This is a genomic window from Porphyrobacter sp. CACIAM 03H1 (assembly GCF_002215495.1).
GTDB lineage: Bacteria > Pseudomonadota > Alphaproteobacteria > Sphingomonadales > Sphingomonadaceae > Erythrobacter.
Map to the genome: position 1 here is coordinate 2,762,494 of NZ_CP021378.1, position 13,883 is coordinate 2,776,376.

At 69.2% G+C, this 13,883-nt stretch carries 16 protein-coding genes; 8 read left to right on the plus strand and 8 right to left on the minus strand.

The genetic code is table 11. The features are described 5' to 3' along the window. Positions 1-3: 3 nt before the first annotated feature. From CBR61_RS13205 to CBR61_RS13220, 4 genes are all read left to right on the plus strand, one after another. Positions 4-567 carry a DUF721 domain-containing protein gene (locus tag CBR61_RS13205; protein WP_088914781.1) on the plus strand — a complete coding sequence of 188 codons (564 nt, stop codon included), beginning with the start codon at positions 4-6 and terminating at the stop codon, positions 565-567. Further along, the gene (locus tag CBR61_RS13210; protein ID WP_088914782.1) at positions 567-1,325 is read left to right on the plus strand and encodes a DsbA family protein; all 759 of its coding nucleotides are present in this window, start codon (positions 567-569) and stop codon (positions 1,323-1,325) included. The genes CBR61_RS13205 and CBR61_RS13210 overlap by 1 nt, the downstream gene beginning before the upstream one ends. A 112-nt stretch (positions 1,326-1,437) precedes the next feature. Next, positions 1,438-2,187: a DsbA family protein gene (locus CBR61_RS13215; protein WP_088914783.1), complete on the plus strand. Its 750-nt coding sequence runs from the start codon at positions 1,438-1,440 to the stop codon at positions 2,185-2,187. Between the two features lie 30 nt (positions 2,188-2,217). After that, a complete protein-coding gene (locus CBR61_RS13220; protein ID WP_088914784.1) occupies positions 2,218-5,640 on the plus strand; it encodes a chromosome segregation SMC family protein in 3,423 nt (1,140 codons plus the stop codon). Positions 5,641-5,643: 3 nt separating this feature from the next. On the opposite strand, the gene CBR61_RS13225 is transcribed toward CBR61_RS13220, so the two are convergent. The 5 genes from CBR61_RS13225 to rpmF all read right to left on the minus strand — a co-directional run bounded on the left by CBR61_RS13225 (position 5,644) and on the right by rpmF (position 8,806). Further along, entirely contained in the window at positions 5,644-6,075 is a 432-nt protein-coding gene (locus CBR61_RS13225; protein ID WP_088914785.1) for a MerR family transcriptional regulator, read from the minus strand. A gap of 19 nt (positions 6,076-6,094) precedes the next feature. Further along, positions 6,095-6,394, minus strand: a complete 300-nt coding sequence (locus CBR61_RS13230; RefSeq protein ID WP_017665718.1) for an integration host factor subunit alpha — start codon at positions 6,392-6,394, stop codon at positions 6,095-6,097. Positions 6,395-6,534: 140 nt separating this feature from the next. Next, complete coding sequence (locus CBR61_RS13235; protein WP_088914786.1) at positions 6,535-7,509, minus strand: beta-ketoacyl-ACP synthase III; 975 nt, start codon at positions 7,507-7,509, stop codon at positions 6,535-6,537. Continuing rightward, the gene (gene plsX, locus CBR61_RS13240) at positions 7,506-8,591 is read right to left on the minus strand and encodes a phosphate acyltransferase PlsX (protein ID WP_088915627.1); all 1,086 of its coding nucleotides are present in this window, start codon (positions 8,589-8,591) and stop codon (positions 7,506-7,508) included. Before plsX ends, CBR61_RS13235 begins: the two co-directional genes overlap by 4 nt. 38 nt (positions 8,592-8,629) lie before the next feature. Continuing rightward, the gene (rpmF, locus tag CBR61_RS13245) at positions 8,630-8,806 is read right to left on the minus strand and encodes a 50S ribosomal protein L32 (RefSeq protein WP_086736123.1); all 177 of its coding nucleotides are present in this window, start codon (positions 8,804-8,806) and stop codon (positions 8,630-8,632) included. Positions 8,807-9,030: 224 nt separating this feature from the next. On the opposite strand from rpmF, the gene CBR61_RS13250 reads away from it, so the two are divergent. Then, positions 9,031-9,426, plus strand: a complete 396-nt coding sequence (locus tag CBR61_RS13250) for an MAPEG family protein (protein ID WP_172835966.1) — start codon at positions 9,031-9,033, stop codon at positions 9,424-9,426. A gap of 127 nt (positions 9,427-9,553) precedes the next feature. Here the strand turns inward: CBR61_RS13250 and CBR61_RS13255 are convergent, their stop codons facing one another. Next, positions 9,554-10,195, minus strand: a complete 642-nt coding sequence (locus CBR61_RS13255) for an MBL fold metallo-hydrolase (RefSeq protein WP_088914787.1) — start codon at positions 10,193-10,195, stop codon at positions 9,554-9,556. A gap of 123 nt (positions 10,196-10,318) precedes the next feature. On the opposite strand from CBR61_RS13255, the gene CBR61_RS13260 reads away from it, so the two are divergent. Beyond that, a complete protein-coding gene (locus tag CBR61_RS13260) occupies positions 10,319-10,894 on the plus strand; it encodes a hypothetical protein (protein ID WP_088914788.1) in 576 nt (191 codons plus the stop codon). Positions 10,895-10,906: 12 nt separating this feature from the next. Here the strand turns inward: CBR61_RS13260 and CBR61_RS13265 are convergent, their stop codons facing one another. Beyond that, positions 10,907-11,587, minus strand: a complete 681-nt coding sequence (locus tag CBR61_RS13265) for a S24 family peptidase (protein WP_088914789.1) — start codon at positions 11,585-11,587, stop codon at positions 10,907-10,909. A gap of 124 nt (positions 11,588-11,711) precedes the next feature. Here CBR61_RS13265 and CBR61_RS13270 point away from each other — a divergent pair, with 124 nt between their 5' ends. Both CBR61_RS13270 and CBR61_RS13275 read left to right on the plus strand, forming a co-directional pair. After that, positions 11,712-11,915, plus strand: a complete 204-nt coding sequence (locus CBR61_RS13270; protein WP_088914790.1) for a hypothetical protein — start codon at positions 11,712-11,714, stop codon at positions 11,913-11,915. After that, on the plus strand, positions 11,915-12,340 hold the full coding sequence (locus CBR61_RS13275; protein ID WP_324616817.1) for a hypothetical protein: 426 nt from the start codon (positions 11,915-11,917) through the stop codon (positions 12,338-12,340). Before CBR61_RS13270 ends, CBR61_RS13275 begins: the two co-directional genes overlap by 1 nt. Before the next feature lie 24 nt (positions 12,341-12,364). Here the strand turns inward: CBR61_RS13275 and CBR61_RS13280 are convergent, their stop codons facing one another. Then, complete coding sequence (locus CBR61_RS13280) at positions 12,365-13,801, minus strand: aldehyde dehydrogenase family protein (RefSeq protein WP_088914791.1); 1,437 nt, start codon at positions 13,799-13,801, stop codon at positions 12,365-12,367. Between the last annotated feature and the right edge of the window lie 82 nt (positions 13,802-13,883).

A 13,883-nucleotide genomic window follows, 5' to 3' on the forward strand; every position in this document is an offset into this window, starting at 1 on the left:
GGCATGGCGGGCGCAGACATGGGAAGCGACAAGAAAAGCACCGGCAAGGCCGCTCCGAAGCCCTATGCCCGCCCACGCGGACAGGGCGCGCGCGCGATCGGCGACCTGATGCCGGAAATCGGCCGCACCGCCTTCCGCCGCTTCGGCTTCGTGCAGTCCTCGGTCGTCACCCGCTGGCCCGAGATCGTCGGCCCCGCTCATGCCCGCGTGTGCAGCCCGGAGGCGATCCGCTTTCCCCCGGGCGAGAAGGCCGAGGGCATCCTCGAGCTGGTTGTGGTGCCGGCCCATGCGCCGCTCATCACGCAGGTCATCCCCGAGATCATCGAGCGGGTGAACCGCTTCTTCGGCTACCGCGCGGTCGCCCGGGTCAAGCTGAGGCAGGGCGCCGTCACCCCGCCCGCTGACGGCAGGCCGGTGCGCCCACCGCCCTCCCTGAAGCCGATCCCGCTGGAACTGGGCGACAGCTTGCGCGATATCGGCGATCCGGAACTGCGCACCGTGCTCGAATCGCTCGCCCGCAGCCTCTCGAACAGCGAAGCCGACACCCCTCAGGACGACCAGACGTGATGATCAAGCCCCTCCTCCTTTCCGCCGCCGCCGCCCTCATGGCGCTGGCGACCGGCCCGGTGACCGCGCAGCAGCAGCAGCAGCAGCCAGCCGACCTCTCGCGTCCGGGCAGCGCCTTCGGCGCGCCCGAGAACCCCGGCAACTGGCAGACCACCATCGCCCGCACCGCGCGCGGCCACCTGATCGGCAATCCGGCGGCGGATACGAAGCTCATCGAGTTCATCAGCTACACCTGCCCGCATTGCGCCGATTTCGCCGCGCGGGGCGAACCGGCGCTCGAGATCGTGCTCCTGAAGCCGGGCAAGATGAACGTCGAGGTGCGTCCGGTGATCCGCAACGGGCTCGACCTCGCGGTGACCCTCCTTGCCCAGTGCGGCGATCCGGCGGGCTTCAAGGGCCGCCACCAGGCGCTGATGCTCGCTCAGGCCGACTGGCTCGGCAAGGCGCGCGCGGCGCCCGCCAGCCAGCAGGCGATCTGGGAGCGCGGCGACAAGGCCGGCCGCGCCAATGCAGCCGCCGCGCTCGGGCTGACCGAGATGCTGGTGCGCCGCGGCCAGTCGCGCGCCGAGCTCGACGCCTGCATAGCCAACGACGCCGCCGCCAAGGCCATTCTCGCCAACGCCAAGGCCGACTACGCCGAATTCGCCGTGCCTGGCACGCCCAGCTTTGCGCTCGACGGCAAGCTACTTGAGGATGTCTACAGCTGGGAGGGGCTCTACCCCGTGCTCTCGGCGAAGTTCACCCCCACTGCGGGCTGACCCCGCGCGAGTTGTTCACACTGTTCACAGCCCCCGGACGCGGGCGCGCTTGCCGCTCCAGCCTCTCAGGGGTTATCCCTTTCCCTTCGCTGTCCCGAGGATTGCCCCGACAATGATCAAGACCCGCCTGCTCGCCCTTCCCCTGCTCGCGCTCGCGCCGCTGATGCTGGCCGCCTGCGACGATGCCGCGACCACCGACGGCGCCGGTGCCAGGGGCGAGCCCCTGCCCGCCGTCGCGCCGCCCGCCGGCCAGCAGTGGACCAATGTCGTCACCATCACGCCCGAGGGCGGCTACATGATGGGCAACCCCGATGCGCCGCTCAAGCTGGTCGAGTATGCCTCGCACACCTGCGGTGCCTGCGCCAACTTCGCCAAGACCGGCAAGGAGCCGCTCAAGAACAAGTATGTCGCCAGCGGCACCGTCAGCTTCGAGCAGCGCGAGATCTTCCTCAATCCCTTCGACGCGGTGATCGCCACCCTCGCCCAGTGCGGGGCGAAGGAGCAGTTCCAGCCGCTCTCGGACGAGGTGTGGCAGAACCTCGAGACCGTCTTCACCGGCCTGCAGGGCAACCCGCAGGCGGTCCAGGCGGCAGGCGCGCTGCCGCTGAACCAGCGCTTCGTCGCGATCGGGGAGGCGACGGGCCTGCTCGAATTCTTCGCCGCGCGCGGTCTCAGCGCCGATCAGGGCCGCGCCTGCCTCGCCGACACCACGAAGATCGAGGCGCTGGTCAAGAGCGTCGAGGCCAATCAGGCCAAGGACAAGGTCACCGGCACCCCGACCTTCTTCCTCAACGGCCAGCGGGTGGAAGGCACCACCTGGGACGTGCTCGAACCGGCCCTCCAGCGCGCCGGCGCGCGCTGAGGCTGACGGGCGGGGGCGCCAAGTCAGCCGATGCAGATCCACCGGCTCAAGCTCAGCGGGTTCAAGAGCTTCGTCGAGCCGGCGGAACTGCGCATCGAGCCCGGGCTGACCGGGGTCGTCGGGCCGAACGGCTGCGGCAAATCCAACCTGCTCGAAGCGATCCGCTGGGTCATGGGGGAAACCTCGGCCAAGTCGATGCGCTCTGGCGGGATGGAGGACGTGATCTTCGCGGGCACCTCCACAAGGCCACCCCGCGACTTCGCCGAAGTGGTGCTCCACGCCGAGGATGACGGCGGCGAGGAGCTGGTCGTCACCCGCCGGATCGAGCGCGGGGCGGGCAGCGCCTACCGCGTCAACGGGCGCGACGTGCGCGCCAAGGACGTGGCGCTCACCTTCGCCGATGCCGCCACCGGCGCGCACTCCCCGGCGCTGGTCAGCCAGGGCAAGATCGCGCAGGTGATCGCCGCAAGGCCCGCCGAACGCCGCGCGATGCTTGAGGAAGCGGCGGGGATCGCCGGCCTCCACGTCCGCCGCAAGGATGCCGAGAGCAAGCTGCGCGGGGCCGAAGCGAACCTCGCCCGGCTCGAGGACCTGATGGCCGGGCTCGACGCGCAGATCGCGAGTCTGAAGCGGCAGGCCAAGCAGGCCGAACGCTACACCGAACTCACGAACCGCATCCAGGCGGCCGAGGCGCGGCTGCTCTTCGCCCGCTGGCGCGAGGCCGCCGCCGCCGCCAAGGCCGCACGCGCCGCAGCCGAGGAGGCGGAGACCAAGGTCGCGCAGGCGCAGAAGCTGGTCGAGATCGCCCAGAAGCAGCAGGCCGAGGCGGCGCAGGCGCTCGCCGAAGCGCGCGACGAGCTTGCCGACCGGCGCGACGATGCCAGCGCCCACGGGCACCGCATGGCCGCGCTTGCCGAAAAGCTCGACGCTGCCGAAACGCGGCTCGCCGATCTCGAACGGCAGCGCAAGCGGCTCGAGGAGGACCGCTCGGATGCCGACCGCCTGACCAATGCCGCGGTCGAGGCGCTGGCTCGGCTGACGCAGGAACTCGCCGCCAGCCGCGAGGCCGCTGCTGCCGCCGAAGCGGCCCGCCCGCTGCTCGCCGAAAAGGCCGAGGACAAGGAACGCGCTGCCCGCGCCGCCGAACTCGCGCTCGCCAAGGCGACTGCCGATCAGGCCGGGGTCGAGGCCGAGTGGCGCGTCGCCGAAGCCGCCGTCGAGCAGGCCGAGGCGCGCCTCGCCCGGATCGAGGCCGAGGCCGCGCGCATCGCGCGCGCCCGCGCCGATCTCGAAAGCGCGGGCGATCCCGAAGCCGATGTCATCGCTGCGCGCGAGGCGGCAGACCTCGCCGCCGACGACCTTGCCCGGCTGCGCGCGAAACTTGCCGAGGATCAGGCGCGCAAGGGCGAATTGCAGACCGCGCGCGACGAGGCCGCCAGTGCGCTTGCCGCGGCGCGCGCCGAACTCGCCGGCGTCGAGCGCGAGCACACCGCCCTCGCCCGCGACCGCGAGGCGCGGGCCAAGCGCGAAGCAGGGCGGCAGGGCATGGCGACCCCGCTCGACCGCGTCACCGTCACCCCCGGCTACGAACGCGCGCTCGCCGCCGTGCTGGGGCGAGATGGCAAGTCCCCCCTTGGCGCGCCCGCGGGGACGCCCGACGGGCGCTTCTGGACCGGGGCCGCCGCGCCGAAGCCGGTGGCCGACAGCCTGGCAAAGCGCCTCTCGCAATGCCCCGAGGAACTCGCCGCCCGCCTCGCGCTGGTGCATTGCGTGGACGAGGACGACGGCCGCACGCTCGCGCCGGGCGAATGGCTGGTGACCCGCGCCGGGCACCTCAGGCGCTGGGACGGCTTCGTCGCCCGCGGCGAAGGCGCGGCCGAGGCGGCGCAGCTCGAGGCAGCCAACCGCTTTGCCGAACTCGAAGCCGCCCTTCCCCCCCTGCGGACCGCGGCCGCCGCAGCCGAGGCCGAGGACAAGGCTGTGCGCGAGGAACTCGCGGCACTCCAGACAGGCCTCGTCGCGCAGGAACGCAGCATCGCAGGCGCGATCGAGGCGGAGCGGCAGGCGCTGCGGCGGCTCGATCAGGCCGAGGCCGCGAAGGAACGCCTAGCCGCGCGCCTCGCCGAACTCGCCGCCAGCGCGTCCGACATCGACGCGCAGGTCGCCGCCGCGAAGGGCGAGGTCGAAACGGCCCGCGAAGCCTGCACGCGCCTTCCCGCGAAGGATGCCGGACGCGCCGCGCTCGAGGCGGCGCAGGCGAAGAACGCCGCCGCCCGCGCCGCGGTGCAGGCCGCGCTCGCCGATCTCGCCGCGCAGGACCAGGCGCTCGCCGTCGCGCGCGAAAGGCTCGCGGCGCAGACCGCCGACCACGCCGGATGGCAGGCGCGCTCCTCCGATGCCGAGCGGCGCATGGCCGAGACCACCCGCCGCCTCGCCGAGATCGCCGAGGAACACGCGGTCCACGCCGGCAAGCCTGCAATGCTGGCCGCCGAGATCGAGGCAGGCGAGGCGACCCGCAACCGCCTCGCCGAGGAACTCGCCGCCGCCGACGCGGTGATGCGCGAGGCCGACGCCCGCCAGCGCACTGCCGATGCGGCGCTGTCGCAGGCGACCGAAGTGCTGGCTCAGGCCCGAGAGAGCCGCGCCAGCCTCGCCGCGCGCGCCGAGAACGAGGAGCTGCGCCGCGCCGAGATGGCCCGCATCTCGGGCGAACGCTTCCAGTGCCCGCCCCCGCTGCTGGGCGAACGCTTCGGCTTCGACGAGAACGACCTCGCCCCCGCTGCCGACGAGTCCGCCGAGCTGGAAAAGCTCACCGCCGCGCGCGAACGGATCGGCCCGGTCAATCTGGTGGCGGCAGACGAACTCGCCCGGATCGAGGCCGAGCACGGCTCGTCCGCCGAGGAGCAGGCGGAACTGGTCGAGGCCATCGCCCGCCTGCGCGGCTCGATCGGGAGCCTGAACCGCGAGGGTCGCGAGCGCCTGCGCGCCGCCTTCGAGGCGGTCGACGGACATTTCCGCGTCCTCTTCACGCGCCTGTTCGAGGGCGGTCAGGCGCATCTGGCGCTGGTCGATTCCGACGATCCGCTCGAAGCGGGCCTCGAGATCTACGCCCAGCCGCCGGGCAAGCGGCTGCAATCGCTGTCGCTGCTCTCGGGCGGGGAGCAGGCGTTGACCGCCACGGCGCTGATCTTCGCACTGTTCCTCACCAACCCGGCCCCGATCTGCGTGCTCGACGAAGTCGACGCGCCGCTCGACGATGCCAATGTCGAACGCTTCTGCGACCTGCTGGAATCGATGGTCGCCACCACCACGACGCGTTACCTGATCGTCACCCACAACGCGGTGACGATGAGCCGGATGCACCGCCTGTTCGGGGTGACGATGGCCGAGAAAGGCGTCTCGCGCCTCGTCAGTGTCGATCTGGGCGAGGCCGCGCTGCTGGCGGCGGAGTAGCGATCAGGCCTCGAGCGCCGCCGCGAGTCTGGCGCGCACGGCCTTAAGGCCGGCGATTATCTCGGCCATGTCGGGCCCTTCGGGGACCACCACCCGCACCCCGGGCGCGGCATCGGGTTCGGCATCGGCCCTGCGGTCGCCGCTGCGGCGATCGTCCTTGCGGCGGTCGAGCGGGGACTTTGCGGCGGCGCGCAGCACCGCCTCGGCACCCTTGAGGGTGTAGCCTTCGCGGTTCACCAGCCGGTCGATGGTCTTCACCAGCTCGACATCGGCAGCGCGGTAATAGCGTCGCCCGCCGCTGCGTTTCAGCGGCTTCAGCAGCGGGAACTGCGCCTCCCAGTATCTGAGCACGTGAGGCCGGATGCCGAGCGCCTCGCTGACTTCGCCGATGGTGCGCAGCGCGCCCTCGTCCTTGCCGTCATCGAAACCGGTCATCTGGCCTCACCTCTTGCTCTCACCCCTTGGCGATCCGTTCCTTGAGCAGCTGGCTCGCGCGGAAGGTCATCACCCGTCGGGGGGTGATCGGCACCTCGATCCCGGTCTTGGGATTGCGGCCGATCCGTTCGTTCTTGTCGCGCAGCACGAAGCTGCCGAAGCCCGAAATCTTCACGTTCTCGCCCTTGGCGAGCGCATCGCTCATCTTGGCGAGAATTGCCTCGACCAGATCGAGCGACTCGGCCCGGCTGAAGCCCATCTTGCGATTGATGGTCTCCGCCAGATCGGCGCGGGTCAAAGTCCCAACCGAACGCATCATGCGATTTCTCCTTCGCGGCGCGACCCGAAAGAAGGTTTTCTGCTTACGATTTTTCTCGCGCCTTTGCAAAGCGATGCCATGCCGGGGCTTGAGTTTTCAGCAATTGTGTTAGCGAAAGGGACAGACGCGGCTCTGCGCGGTCACATGCGGATGAGGCTCGCACCCCAGGTGAAGCCGCCGCCCATCGCCTCGAGCATGACGAGATCGCCGGGCTTGATCCGCCCGTCCTTGCGCGCGACATCGAGCGCCAGCGGCACCGAGGCGGCCGAGGTGTTGGCGTGATCCTGCACCGTGACGATCACCCTTTCGGGCGCGATGCCGAGCTTCTTCGCGGTCGCGTCGAGGATCCGGGCATTGGCCTGGTGCGGCACCACCCAGTCGATCGCGTCGGCGGAAATGCCTGTCTCCTCAAGCACTTCCCTGAGCACACCCGACAGGTTGACGACCGCGTGGCGGAACACTTCCTGCCCGCGCATCCGCACATGGCCGACGGTCCGCGTGGTCGAGGGGCCGCCGTCGACATAGAGCAGATCGTGCTGCGCGCCGTCGGCATGGAGCCGCGAGGCGAGGATCCCCGGCGCGTCCTTGCCGCCCGGCTCGCCCGAGGGCGCCTCGAGCACCACTGCCCCGGCCCCGTCGCCGAACAGCACGCAGGTGGTGCGGTCCTCCCAGTCGAGGATGCGGCTGAAGGTTTCCGCGCCGATCACCAGCGCGCGCTTCGCCATGCCGGTCCTCAACAGCGAATCGGCGACGCTCAGGGCATAGAGGAAGCCCGAGCACACCGCCGCGACATCGAAGGCGACCCCGCCGTTGCACCCCAGCGCGGCCTGCACCTTGGTGGCGGTGGCGGGGAAGGTGTTGTCGGGGGTGGCAGTGGCGAGAACGATCAGCCCGATGCTCGACGCCTCGACCCCGGCATCGGCAAGCGCGGCGCGGGCGGCGGCGATGGCGAGGGTGGAGGTGGTCTCGTCGTCACCGGCGATATGGCGCTGACGGATGCCGGTGCGCGCGGTGATCCATTCGTCCGAGGTGTCGACCTTCTCCGCCAGTTCGGCGTTGGTCACGATCCGGCGCGGCAGGGCCGAACCGGTGCCGAGCACGCGCGATCCGGTCACGCGGGAGCCTCGCTGTCCTTCGGCGTCGCCGCGCGCCCGTTCTGGCGCAGCGCGCCTTCGCCGAGGCGCGAGAGATCCTGCGCGATCCGCTCGGTCAGCTTGTTCTCGAGCAGGCGAGCCGTCACAGCGACCGCATGGGCGACGCCCTTGGCCGTCGCGCTGCCGTGGCTCTTCACCACCACCCCGTTGAGCCCGAGGAAGACCGCGCCGTTGTGGTTGTTCGGATCGAGATGGTGGCGCAGCAGCTCGGTCGCCGGGCGCGAGACCAGGAAGCCGATCTTGCTCCGCAGCGAGGAAGTGAAGGCCTGGCGCAGCAGATCGGTGACGAAGCGCGCCGAACCCTCGATCGCCTTCAGCGCGATATTGCCCGAAAAGCCGTCGGTGACGACGACATGGGTCTCGCCGCGGTTGATCTTGTCGCTTTCGACGAAGCCGTCGAACTGGAGCGCGAGGCCATCGCCGGCCGATGCGGCGGTGAGCATCGCTGCCGCATCGCGCAGTTCCTCGGTGCCCTTGATCTCTTCGGTGCCGATGTTGAGCAGGCGCACCACCGGCTTGTCGAAGCCGTTGACGATCCGCGAATAGGCCGCGCCCATCACCGCGAACTGGACGAGGTTCCTCGCGTCCGCCTCGGTATTGGCGCCGAGGTCGAGCATGACAACGTCATGCGCCTGCAAGGTCGGCATGATCGCGGCGAGCGCCGGACGGTCGATTCCCGGCATGGTGCGGAGCGCGAGCTTGCTCATCGCCATCAGCGCACCGGTGTTGCCCGCGCTGACCGCGGCCCCGGCATCGCCGGTCTTCACCGCGTTGACGGCAAGGCCCATCGAGGTGGTCTTGGCGCGGCGGATCGCCTTGCTGGGCAGCTCGTCCCCGCCCACCACGTCGTCGCAGTGGAGGATTTCGGAGGCCGCGCGCAGGTTCGGGTGGTTGTCGAGCGCCGCTTCGATCCGCGCGCCATCGCCCACCAACAGGAACTTGAATTTGTCGTGCTGGCGGCGGGCGAGGGCCGCGCCCTCGACCATCACGCGCACGCCTTCATCTCCGCCCATCGCATCGACAGCGATACGGGGCAGGCTCATGGCGCTCATCTCCGGTCTATTGTCCAGGCCAGCGGCGATCAGCCGACGGCGACAACCTGACGCCCGTTATAGTGGCCGCAGTGGCCGCAGATGTTGTGCGGGCGCTTCAGCTCGCCGCAGTTCGGGCATTCGTGGAACGCCTCGACCTTCAGGGCATCGTGCGAGCGACGCATGCCGCGACGGGAAGGCGAAACTTTTCTCTTGGGGACAGCCATGGCGGCACCAATTCCTCAAATAAACAACGTGCGCGCCATCGGCGCCTGCGATTCTCGAAGGCCGCCCTTACGGCAAGGAGGGCTGGCGCACAAGCGCGAGGCTGTGCGGGCTTTCCTTGGCCAGCAGCGGCGGGAAGGCGCGCGCTATAGCGGAAAAATCGCGCGTTGCAACCCGCGAGCGCGCGCCCTAGCACGAGGGCACATCAACGAGGGGATCTCCGTCCATGATCATGCTTCCCGTGACGCTCGCGGCCGCGGCCGCTGCGGCCGTGCTCAACCTGTGGCTTTCGATCCGCGTCGGCGCGGTGCGGCGCGCGCTGTCGATCAGCGTCGGCGACGGCGGAAGCGACAGCCTGCAACGCCGGATGCGGGCGCAGGCCAACTTCGTCGAGAACACGCCTTTCGTGCTGGCGCTGATTGCCGCCATCGAGCTGGCCGGCAAGGGCGGCGGGTGGCTGAGCCTGGTCGCAGCGGCCTACATGATCGCCCGGGTGCTGCACGGCTTCGGCATGGACGGCGGCAACTGGGGCTGGGGCCGGATGGTCGGAACGCTGGTGACGATGCTGGTGCTGCTGGGCCTCGCCGTGGTCGCGGCGCTGGTGGGCGCAGGGGTGATGTGATCCGCCAAATGAAGGCTCTCACCGGCCCGCCAACGGACAGGCCGCAAGACCGACCGGCCGCCCGCAGGTGCCCGTAGCGGAGCGAAGGAACAGCACCGAGGACGACCCCGCGGAGGCGGGGTCGCAATCAAGAAAGCGCGTAGTCGCTTACGAAGGCATTGGTCTTGCGCTCGCGCCCGAAGGTGCTGGTCGGGCCGTGGCCGGGGATGAACATCACGTCCTCGCCGAGCGGCCAGAGGCGCTGGGTGATGGAATCGATCAGGTCCTGATGGTTGCCGCGCGGGAAGTCCGTGCGGCCGATCGAGCCCTGGAACAGCACATCGCCGACGATCGCGAAGCGGCTGGGCTCGTGGAAGAATACCACGTGGCCCGGCGTGTGGCCGGGACAGTGGATCACGTCGAGCGTGAGTTCGCCCACCGTCACCGTGTCGCCGTGCTGGAGCCAGCGGGTCGGAGTGAAGCTCTTGGCAACCATCCCCCAGCGCGGGCCGTCATCGTCCAATTGGTCGATCCAGAAGCGGTCGTCCTCGTGCGGGCCTTCGATCGGCAGGCCCAGTTCGTCCGCCAGCATCCCGGTCTGGCCGCAGTGGTCGAGGTGCCCGTGGGTGACGAGCAGCTTTTCGAGCGTGACACCCGCCTTGGCGACGCCCTCCTTGAGCTTGTCGAGATCACCGCCCGGATCGACCAGCGCGCCCTTCATGGTCTTCGTGCACCAGATCAGCGAGCAGTTCTGCTGGAGCGGCGTCACCGGAATGATCGCGGCGCGCATGGGGAGTTGGGGTGCGGGGGTGTCGGTCATGGGCGCAAGATAGCCCTTGTGGCAAGACTGGCAAGTGACGGGAAATTAACGACTGCCCTGCCATGTTGTCGTGAATTTACAGGGAGGTGCGATATGTTCGGCTTGAAATGGGGCCGCGAACCGGCACGGGCCGAGATGCCCGAGTCGCTGGATCTTGCCAACCCCGAAGACCTCGACTGGGTCAAGGAAAGCGGCGACCCCTTGGTGTGGCATTGCGTCGCTCTGTCGATGGTGGTGTTCGGCGTCGAAGACGCGGATTTCATGGCCTGGCTGGTGGAGCAGGAACGCATGGACCGTGTTACCGCGCTCGCGATCTTCATGGCACAATCCAACGGCATACACCGGCTCGAAGGCGGGGTGCTGCCGCCCGAGCAGCTGCCCGAGCCCTATCGAAGCAGGCAGCTCTGCATCAACCACGTGATCGATCGGCTCTGTGCGCTCGACACGCACCGTTCCTGGCCGGAGCACGGCATCGGGCTTGAACCGGGGTGGGAAGACGATCGCGCCGCCCTGCTCGCACGGTTCGCCGACGATCCGCGCTTTCCACGGCGGATGTTCGCGACGCCGGTACCGAGACAGACCGCGAGAATGCCCTATCATGACATCGGCGAGGCCGAGCTCGTGTCGGAGGCATATATCCGGAAATACATGCCCTTTATGCTGGACTGACGGACGCGGGCGTCACACCCGCCCCCCCTTCCACACAACCCGCCCGATGATTGCGACCTCCTCGGCCGCAACCTCGACCGGCGGGTAGGCGAGGTTCTGCGAGAGCAGCGCCACCCGCCCCGCCCCCGCGCTGGCGACGCGCTTCACCATCAGCGTGTCGCCCAGGCGGACCACGTGGATGCCGTCGCGGAAAGCGCGGGGCGCGCGATCGACGAGGATCTCGTCGCCATCGTTGAGGAGCGGCTCCATCGAATCCCCCTCGACCCGGATCGCCGAGAGTTCGGCGCGGGCGAGGCCCTGTTCTTCCAGCCAGCGGCGCGAGAAGCGGAAGGCGTCGAAGGCGGCCTCCCCGCCCGGAATGCGCCCCGCCCCGGCCGCCGCGCCGAGATCGAGCCGGGGCACCTCGACCCAGTCGCCTCCATCGCGGCGCCTCGGGGGCTTTACGTAGGAATTATCCTTCGCCTCGCGCAGCTCCTCCTCGCCCACCCCTAGGAACCGCGCGAGCGTCGCGCGGTCCTGTTCCTCAAGCTTGCGGGGGCTGCCCTTTCGGATGAACTGCTGCAGATAGGACGGGTTACGCCCGAGCAATTCGGACAGGGCGGCGAGACTCACCCCCCGCGCCTGGGCCAATTCGAGCAGCCGGGCACGCGGTCCGGAGAGGCTCTCGACAGCATTCTGTTGGGTTTGCATCATGGAAACTTCCTACACGAAGGATTTTTCCTAGACAAGCGCGAAAAATCATGGAACATTTCAGGAACATCAGGCGATTCGCCCGATGCCAAGCCTTCGACTCGGCAACCGACAGGGACGCAACACCATGCTGCTTCGAACCATCGAGACCTTCCTCAGGGAACACGCCATGCCCGCCACCAAGTTCGGGCGCCTTGCCGCCCATGACCCGCGCTTCGTGCTCGACCTGCGCATGGGCCGCACCGCCCGCCGCGAGACCGAACTGCGCACCCGCGCGTGGATGCAGGGCTATGCCGACGGATCGGCGGAACAGACGAGGGGGATGGCCTGATGTTGACCGAAAGCTGCGGCGATCCCTTCGCCCACCTCAACGCGCCCTTCGACCAGATCGAGGTGAAGTCCGCCACCTTCCCCCTCGGCGTGCCCGCCGCGCTGCGCGCGCGGCGCTCGCTCGCGGACCGGGTGCGCAGCGCCCTGCTGCTGATCACCGGCGGGTCCGGCACCATCCTCTCGCACGAGGAAAAGGCCTGGGCCTCGATCACCTTCGCCGGCACGCGCCATGCGGTGGTGCTGGAGTTCTGCGGTGCCGAGGCGGTGGCCGCGGGCGAGGAGCTGATCGAGCATCTGCCCGATCACGAATTCGCGATACCCGGCCAGCTGGTCGCCGACGCCACGATCACCAAGGTCGACCACCGCTTCGGCGCAATGGAGCGGCTGGAAGTCACCGCCGTGCTGCTGCTGCTGGAGGAGGGTTGAGCATCCTCCCCCGGTGGGGAGGGATTACGTGCGCCGAATGATCAAATTCCGGATCTCGCTCATGTCCTCCATCGCGAAGCGGATGCCCTCGCGGCCGAGGCCGGAGTCCTTCACGCCCCCATAGGGCATGTTGTCGACCCGGTAGCTCGGCACGTCGTTGATGACGACACCGCCGACATCGAGCTGGTCCCAGGCATCGAACATCTGGAACAGGTCGCGGGTGAAGATGCCCGCCTGAAGGCCGAACTTTGAGTTGTTCACTTCCTCCAGCGCTTCATCGAAGTGATGGAACTTCTGAAGGATCGCGAGCGGGCCGAAGGCTTCCTCGTTCTTCGCCTTGGCGTCCTCGGGCACGCCTTCGAGCAGCGTCGCCTCCAGCATGTTGCCGCGCGACAGGCCGCCGCCGCACAACAGGGTCGCGCCCGCCTCGACCGCCTCGTCGATCCAGCCCTTGAGGCGCTTCGCCTCGCCGTCCGAGATCATCGGGCCGATGAAGGTGTTGCGGTCCTTGGGATCGCCCGCGATCAGTTTTCCGGCGCGTTCGACCAGCATCGCCTTGAAGCGGTCATAGACCTCGGCGTGGATCAGGATGCGCTGCACGCCGATGCAGGACTGGCCCGACTGGTAGAAGGCGCCGAAGATCACCCGCTCCAGCGCGTCGTCGAGGTCGGCGTCCTTGTCGATGATCACCGCCGCGTTGCCGCCCAGTTCGAGCACGACCTTCTTCTTGCCGGCCTTGGCCTTGAGGTCCCAGCCCACCCCCGGCGAGCCGGTGAAGGAGAGCAGCTTCAGCCGCTCGTCCTGGGTGAAGAGGTCCGCCCCGTCGCGGCTGGCAGGCAGGATCGAGAAGGCGCCCTCGGGCAGCACGTCGCACTCGGCCAGCACCTCGCCCATGATGATCGCCCCCAAGGGCGTCTTGGAGGCGGGCTTCATCACGAAGGGGCAGCCGACCGCGATCGCAGGTGCGATCTTGTGCGCGGCGAGGTTGAGCGGGAAGTTGAACGGCGAAATGAAGCTGCACGGCCCGATCGGCACGCGCTTCCACATGCCCTGGTAGCCCTTGGCGCGCGGGGAGATGTCGAGCGGCTGAACCTCGCCGTAGTTCCTGACCGCCTCCTCGGCGGCGATGCGGAAGGTGTCGATCAGGCGCGTGACCTCGCCCTCGCTGTCCTTGATCGGCTTGCCCGCCTCGACGCACAGGGCATAGGCGAGTTCGTCGAAGCGTTCGCGGAACCGCTTGACGCAGTGCATCAGCACGTCCTGTTTCTCGTAGGAGGCAAGCCGCGCCATCGGCTCGGCAGCGCGCACGGCACCGGCGATGCCCTCCTCGATCACATCGGGCGTGGCGAGCGCGGTGCGGAAGGCGACCTCGCCGGTGTACTTGTCGGTCACCTCGAGATCGGTGTTGGGCTGCACCGCCTTGTTGTTGAGGTAGAGCGGGTAGGTTTCTTTCAGTTTCATCGGGCGTCCTTCCCCCCTCCCGCCTGCGGGAGGGGCCGGGGGTGGGCCTGTCCGGGTGAGCGCCATCCCATGACGCGCCCAC

What these genes read in the sequence shown, in the direction of transcription:
- CBR61_RS13215 (WP_088914783.1), top strand. Translation starts at nt 1,438, where the DNA reads ATGATCAAGACCCGCCTGCTCGCCCTTCCCCTGCTCGCGCTCGCGCCG.
- CBR61_RS13265 (WP_088914789.1), bottom strand. Translation starts at nt 11,587, where the DNA reads ATGATGCAAACCCAACAGAATGCTGTCGAGAGCCTCTCCGGACCGCGT.
- CBR61_RS13225 (WP_088914785.1), bottom strand. Translation starts at nt 6,075, where the DNA reads ATGACCGGTTTCGATGACGGCAAGGACGAGGGCGCGCTGCGCACCATC.
- CBR61_RS13260 (WP_088914788.1), top strand. Translation starts at nt 10,319, where the DNA reads ATGTTCGGCTTGAAATGGGGCCGCGAACCGGCACGGGCCGAGATGCCC.
- CBR61_RS13250 (WP_172835966.1), top strand. Translation starts at nt 9,031, where the DNA reads ATGATCATGCTTCCCGTGACGCTCGCGGCCGCGGCCGCTGCGGCCGTG.
- CBR61_RS13205 (WP_088914781.1), top strand. Translation starts at nt 4, where the DNA reads ATGGCGGGCGCAGACATGGGAAGCGACAAGAAAAGCACCGGCAAGGCC.
- CBR61_RS13275 (WP_324616817.1), top strand. Translation starts at nt 11,915, where the DNA reads ATGTTGACCGAAAGCTGCGGCGATCCCTTCGCCCACCTCAACGCGCCC.
- CBR61_RS13220 (WP_088914784.1), top strand. Translation starts at nt 2,218, where the DNA reads ATGCAGATCCACCGGCTCAAGCTCAGCGGGTTCAAGAGCTTCGTCGAG.
- CBR61_RS13255 (WP_088914787.1), bottom strand. Translation starts at nt 10,195, where the DNA reads ATGCGCGCCGCGATCATTCCGGTGACGCCGCTCCAGCAGAACTGCTCG.
- plsX (WP_088915627.1), bottom strand. Translation starts at nt 8,591, where the DNA reads ATGAGCCTGCCCCGTATCGCTGTCGATGCGATGGGCGGAGATGAAGGC.
- rpmF (WP_086736123.1), bottom strand. Translation starts at nt 8,806, where the DNA reads ATGGCTGTCCCCAAGAGAAAAGTTTCGCCTTCCCGTCGCGGCATGCGT.
- CBR61_RS13270 (WP_088914790.1), top strand. Translation starts at nt 11,712, where the DNA reads ATGCTGCTTCGAACCATCGAGACCTTCCTCAGGGAACACGCCATGCCC.
- CBR61_RS13280 (WP_088914791.1), bottom strand. Translation starts at nt 13,801, where the DNA reads ATGAAACTGAAAGAAACCTACCCGCTCTACCTCAACAACAAGGCGGTG.
- CBR61_RS13210 (WP_088914782.1), top strand. Translation starts at nt 567, where the DNA reads ATGATCAAGCCCCTCCTCCTTTCCGCCGCCGCCGCCCTCATGGCGCTG.
- CBR61_RS13230 (WP_017665718.1), bottom strand. Translation starts at nt 6,394, where the DNA reads ATGATGCGTTCGGTTGGGACTTTGACCCGCGCCGATCTGGCGGAGACC.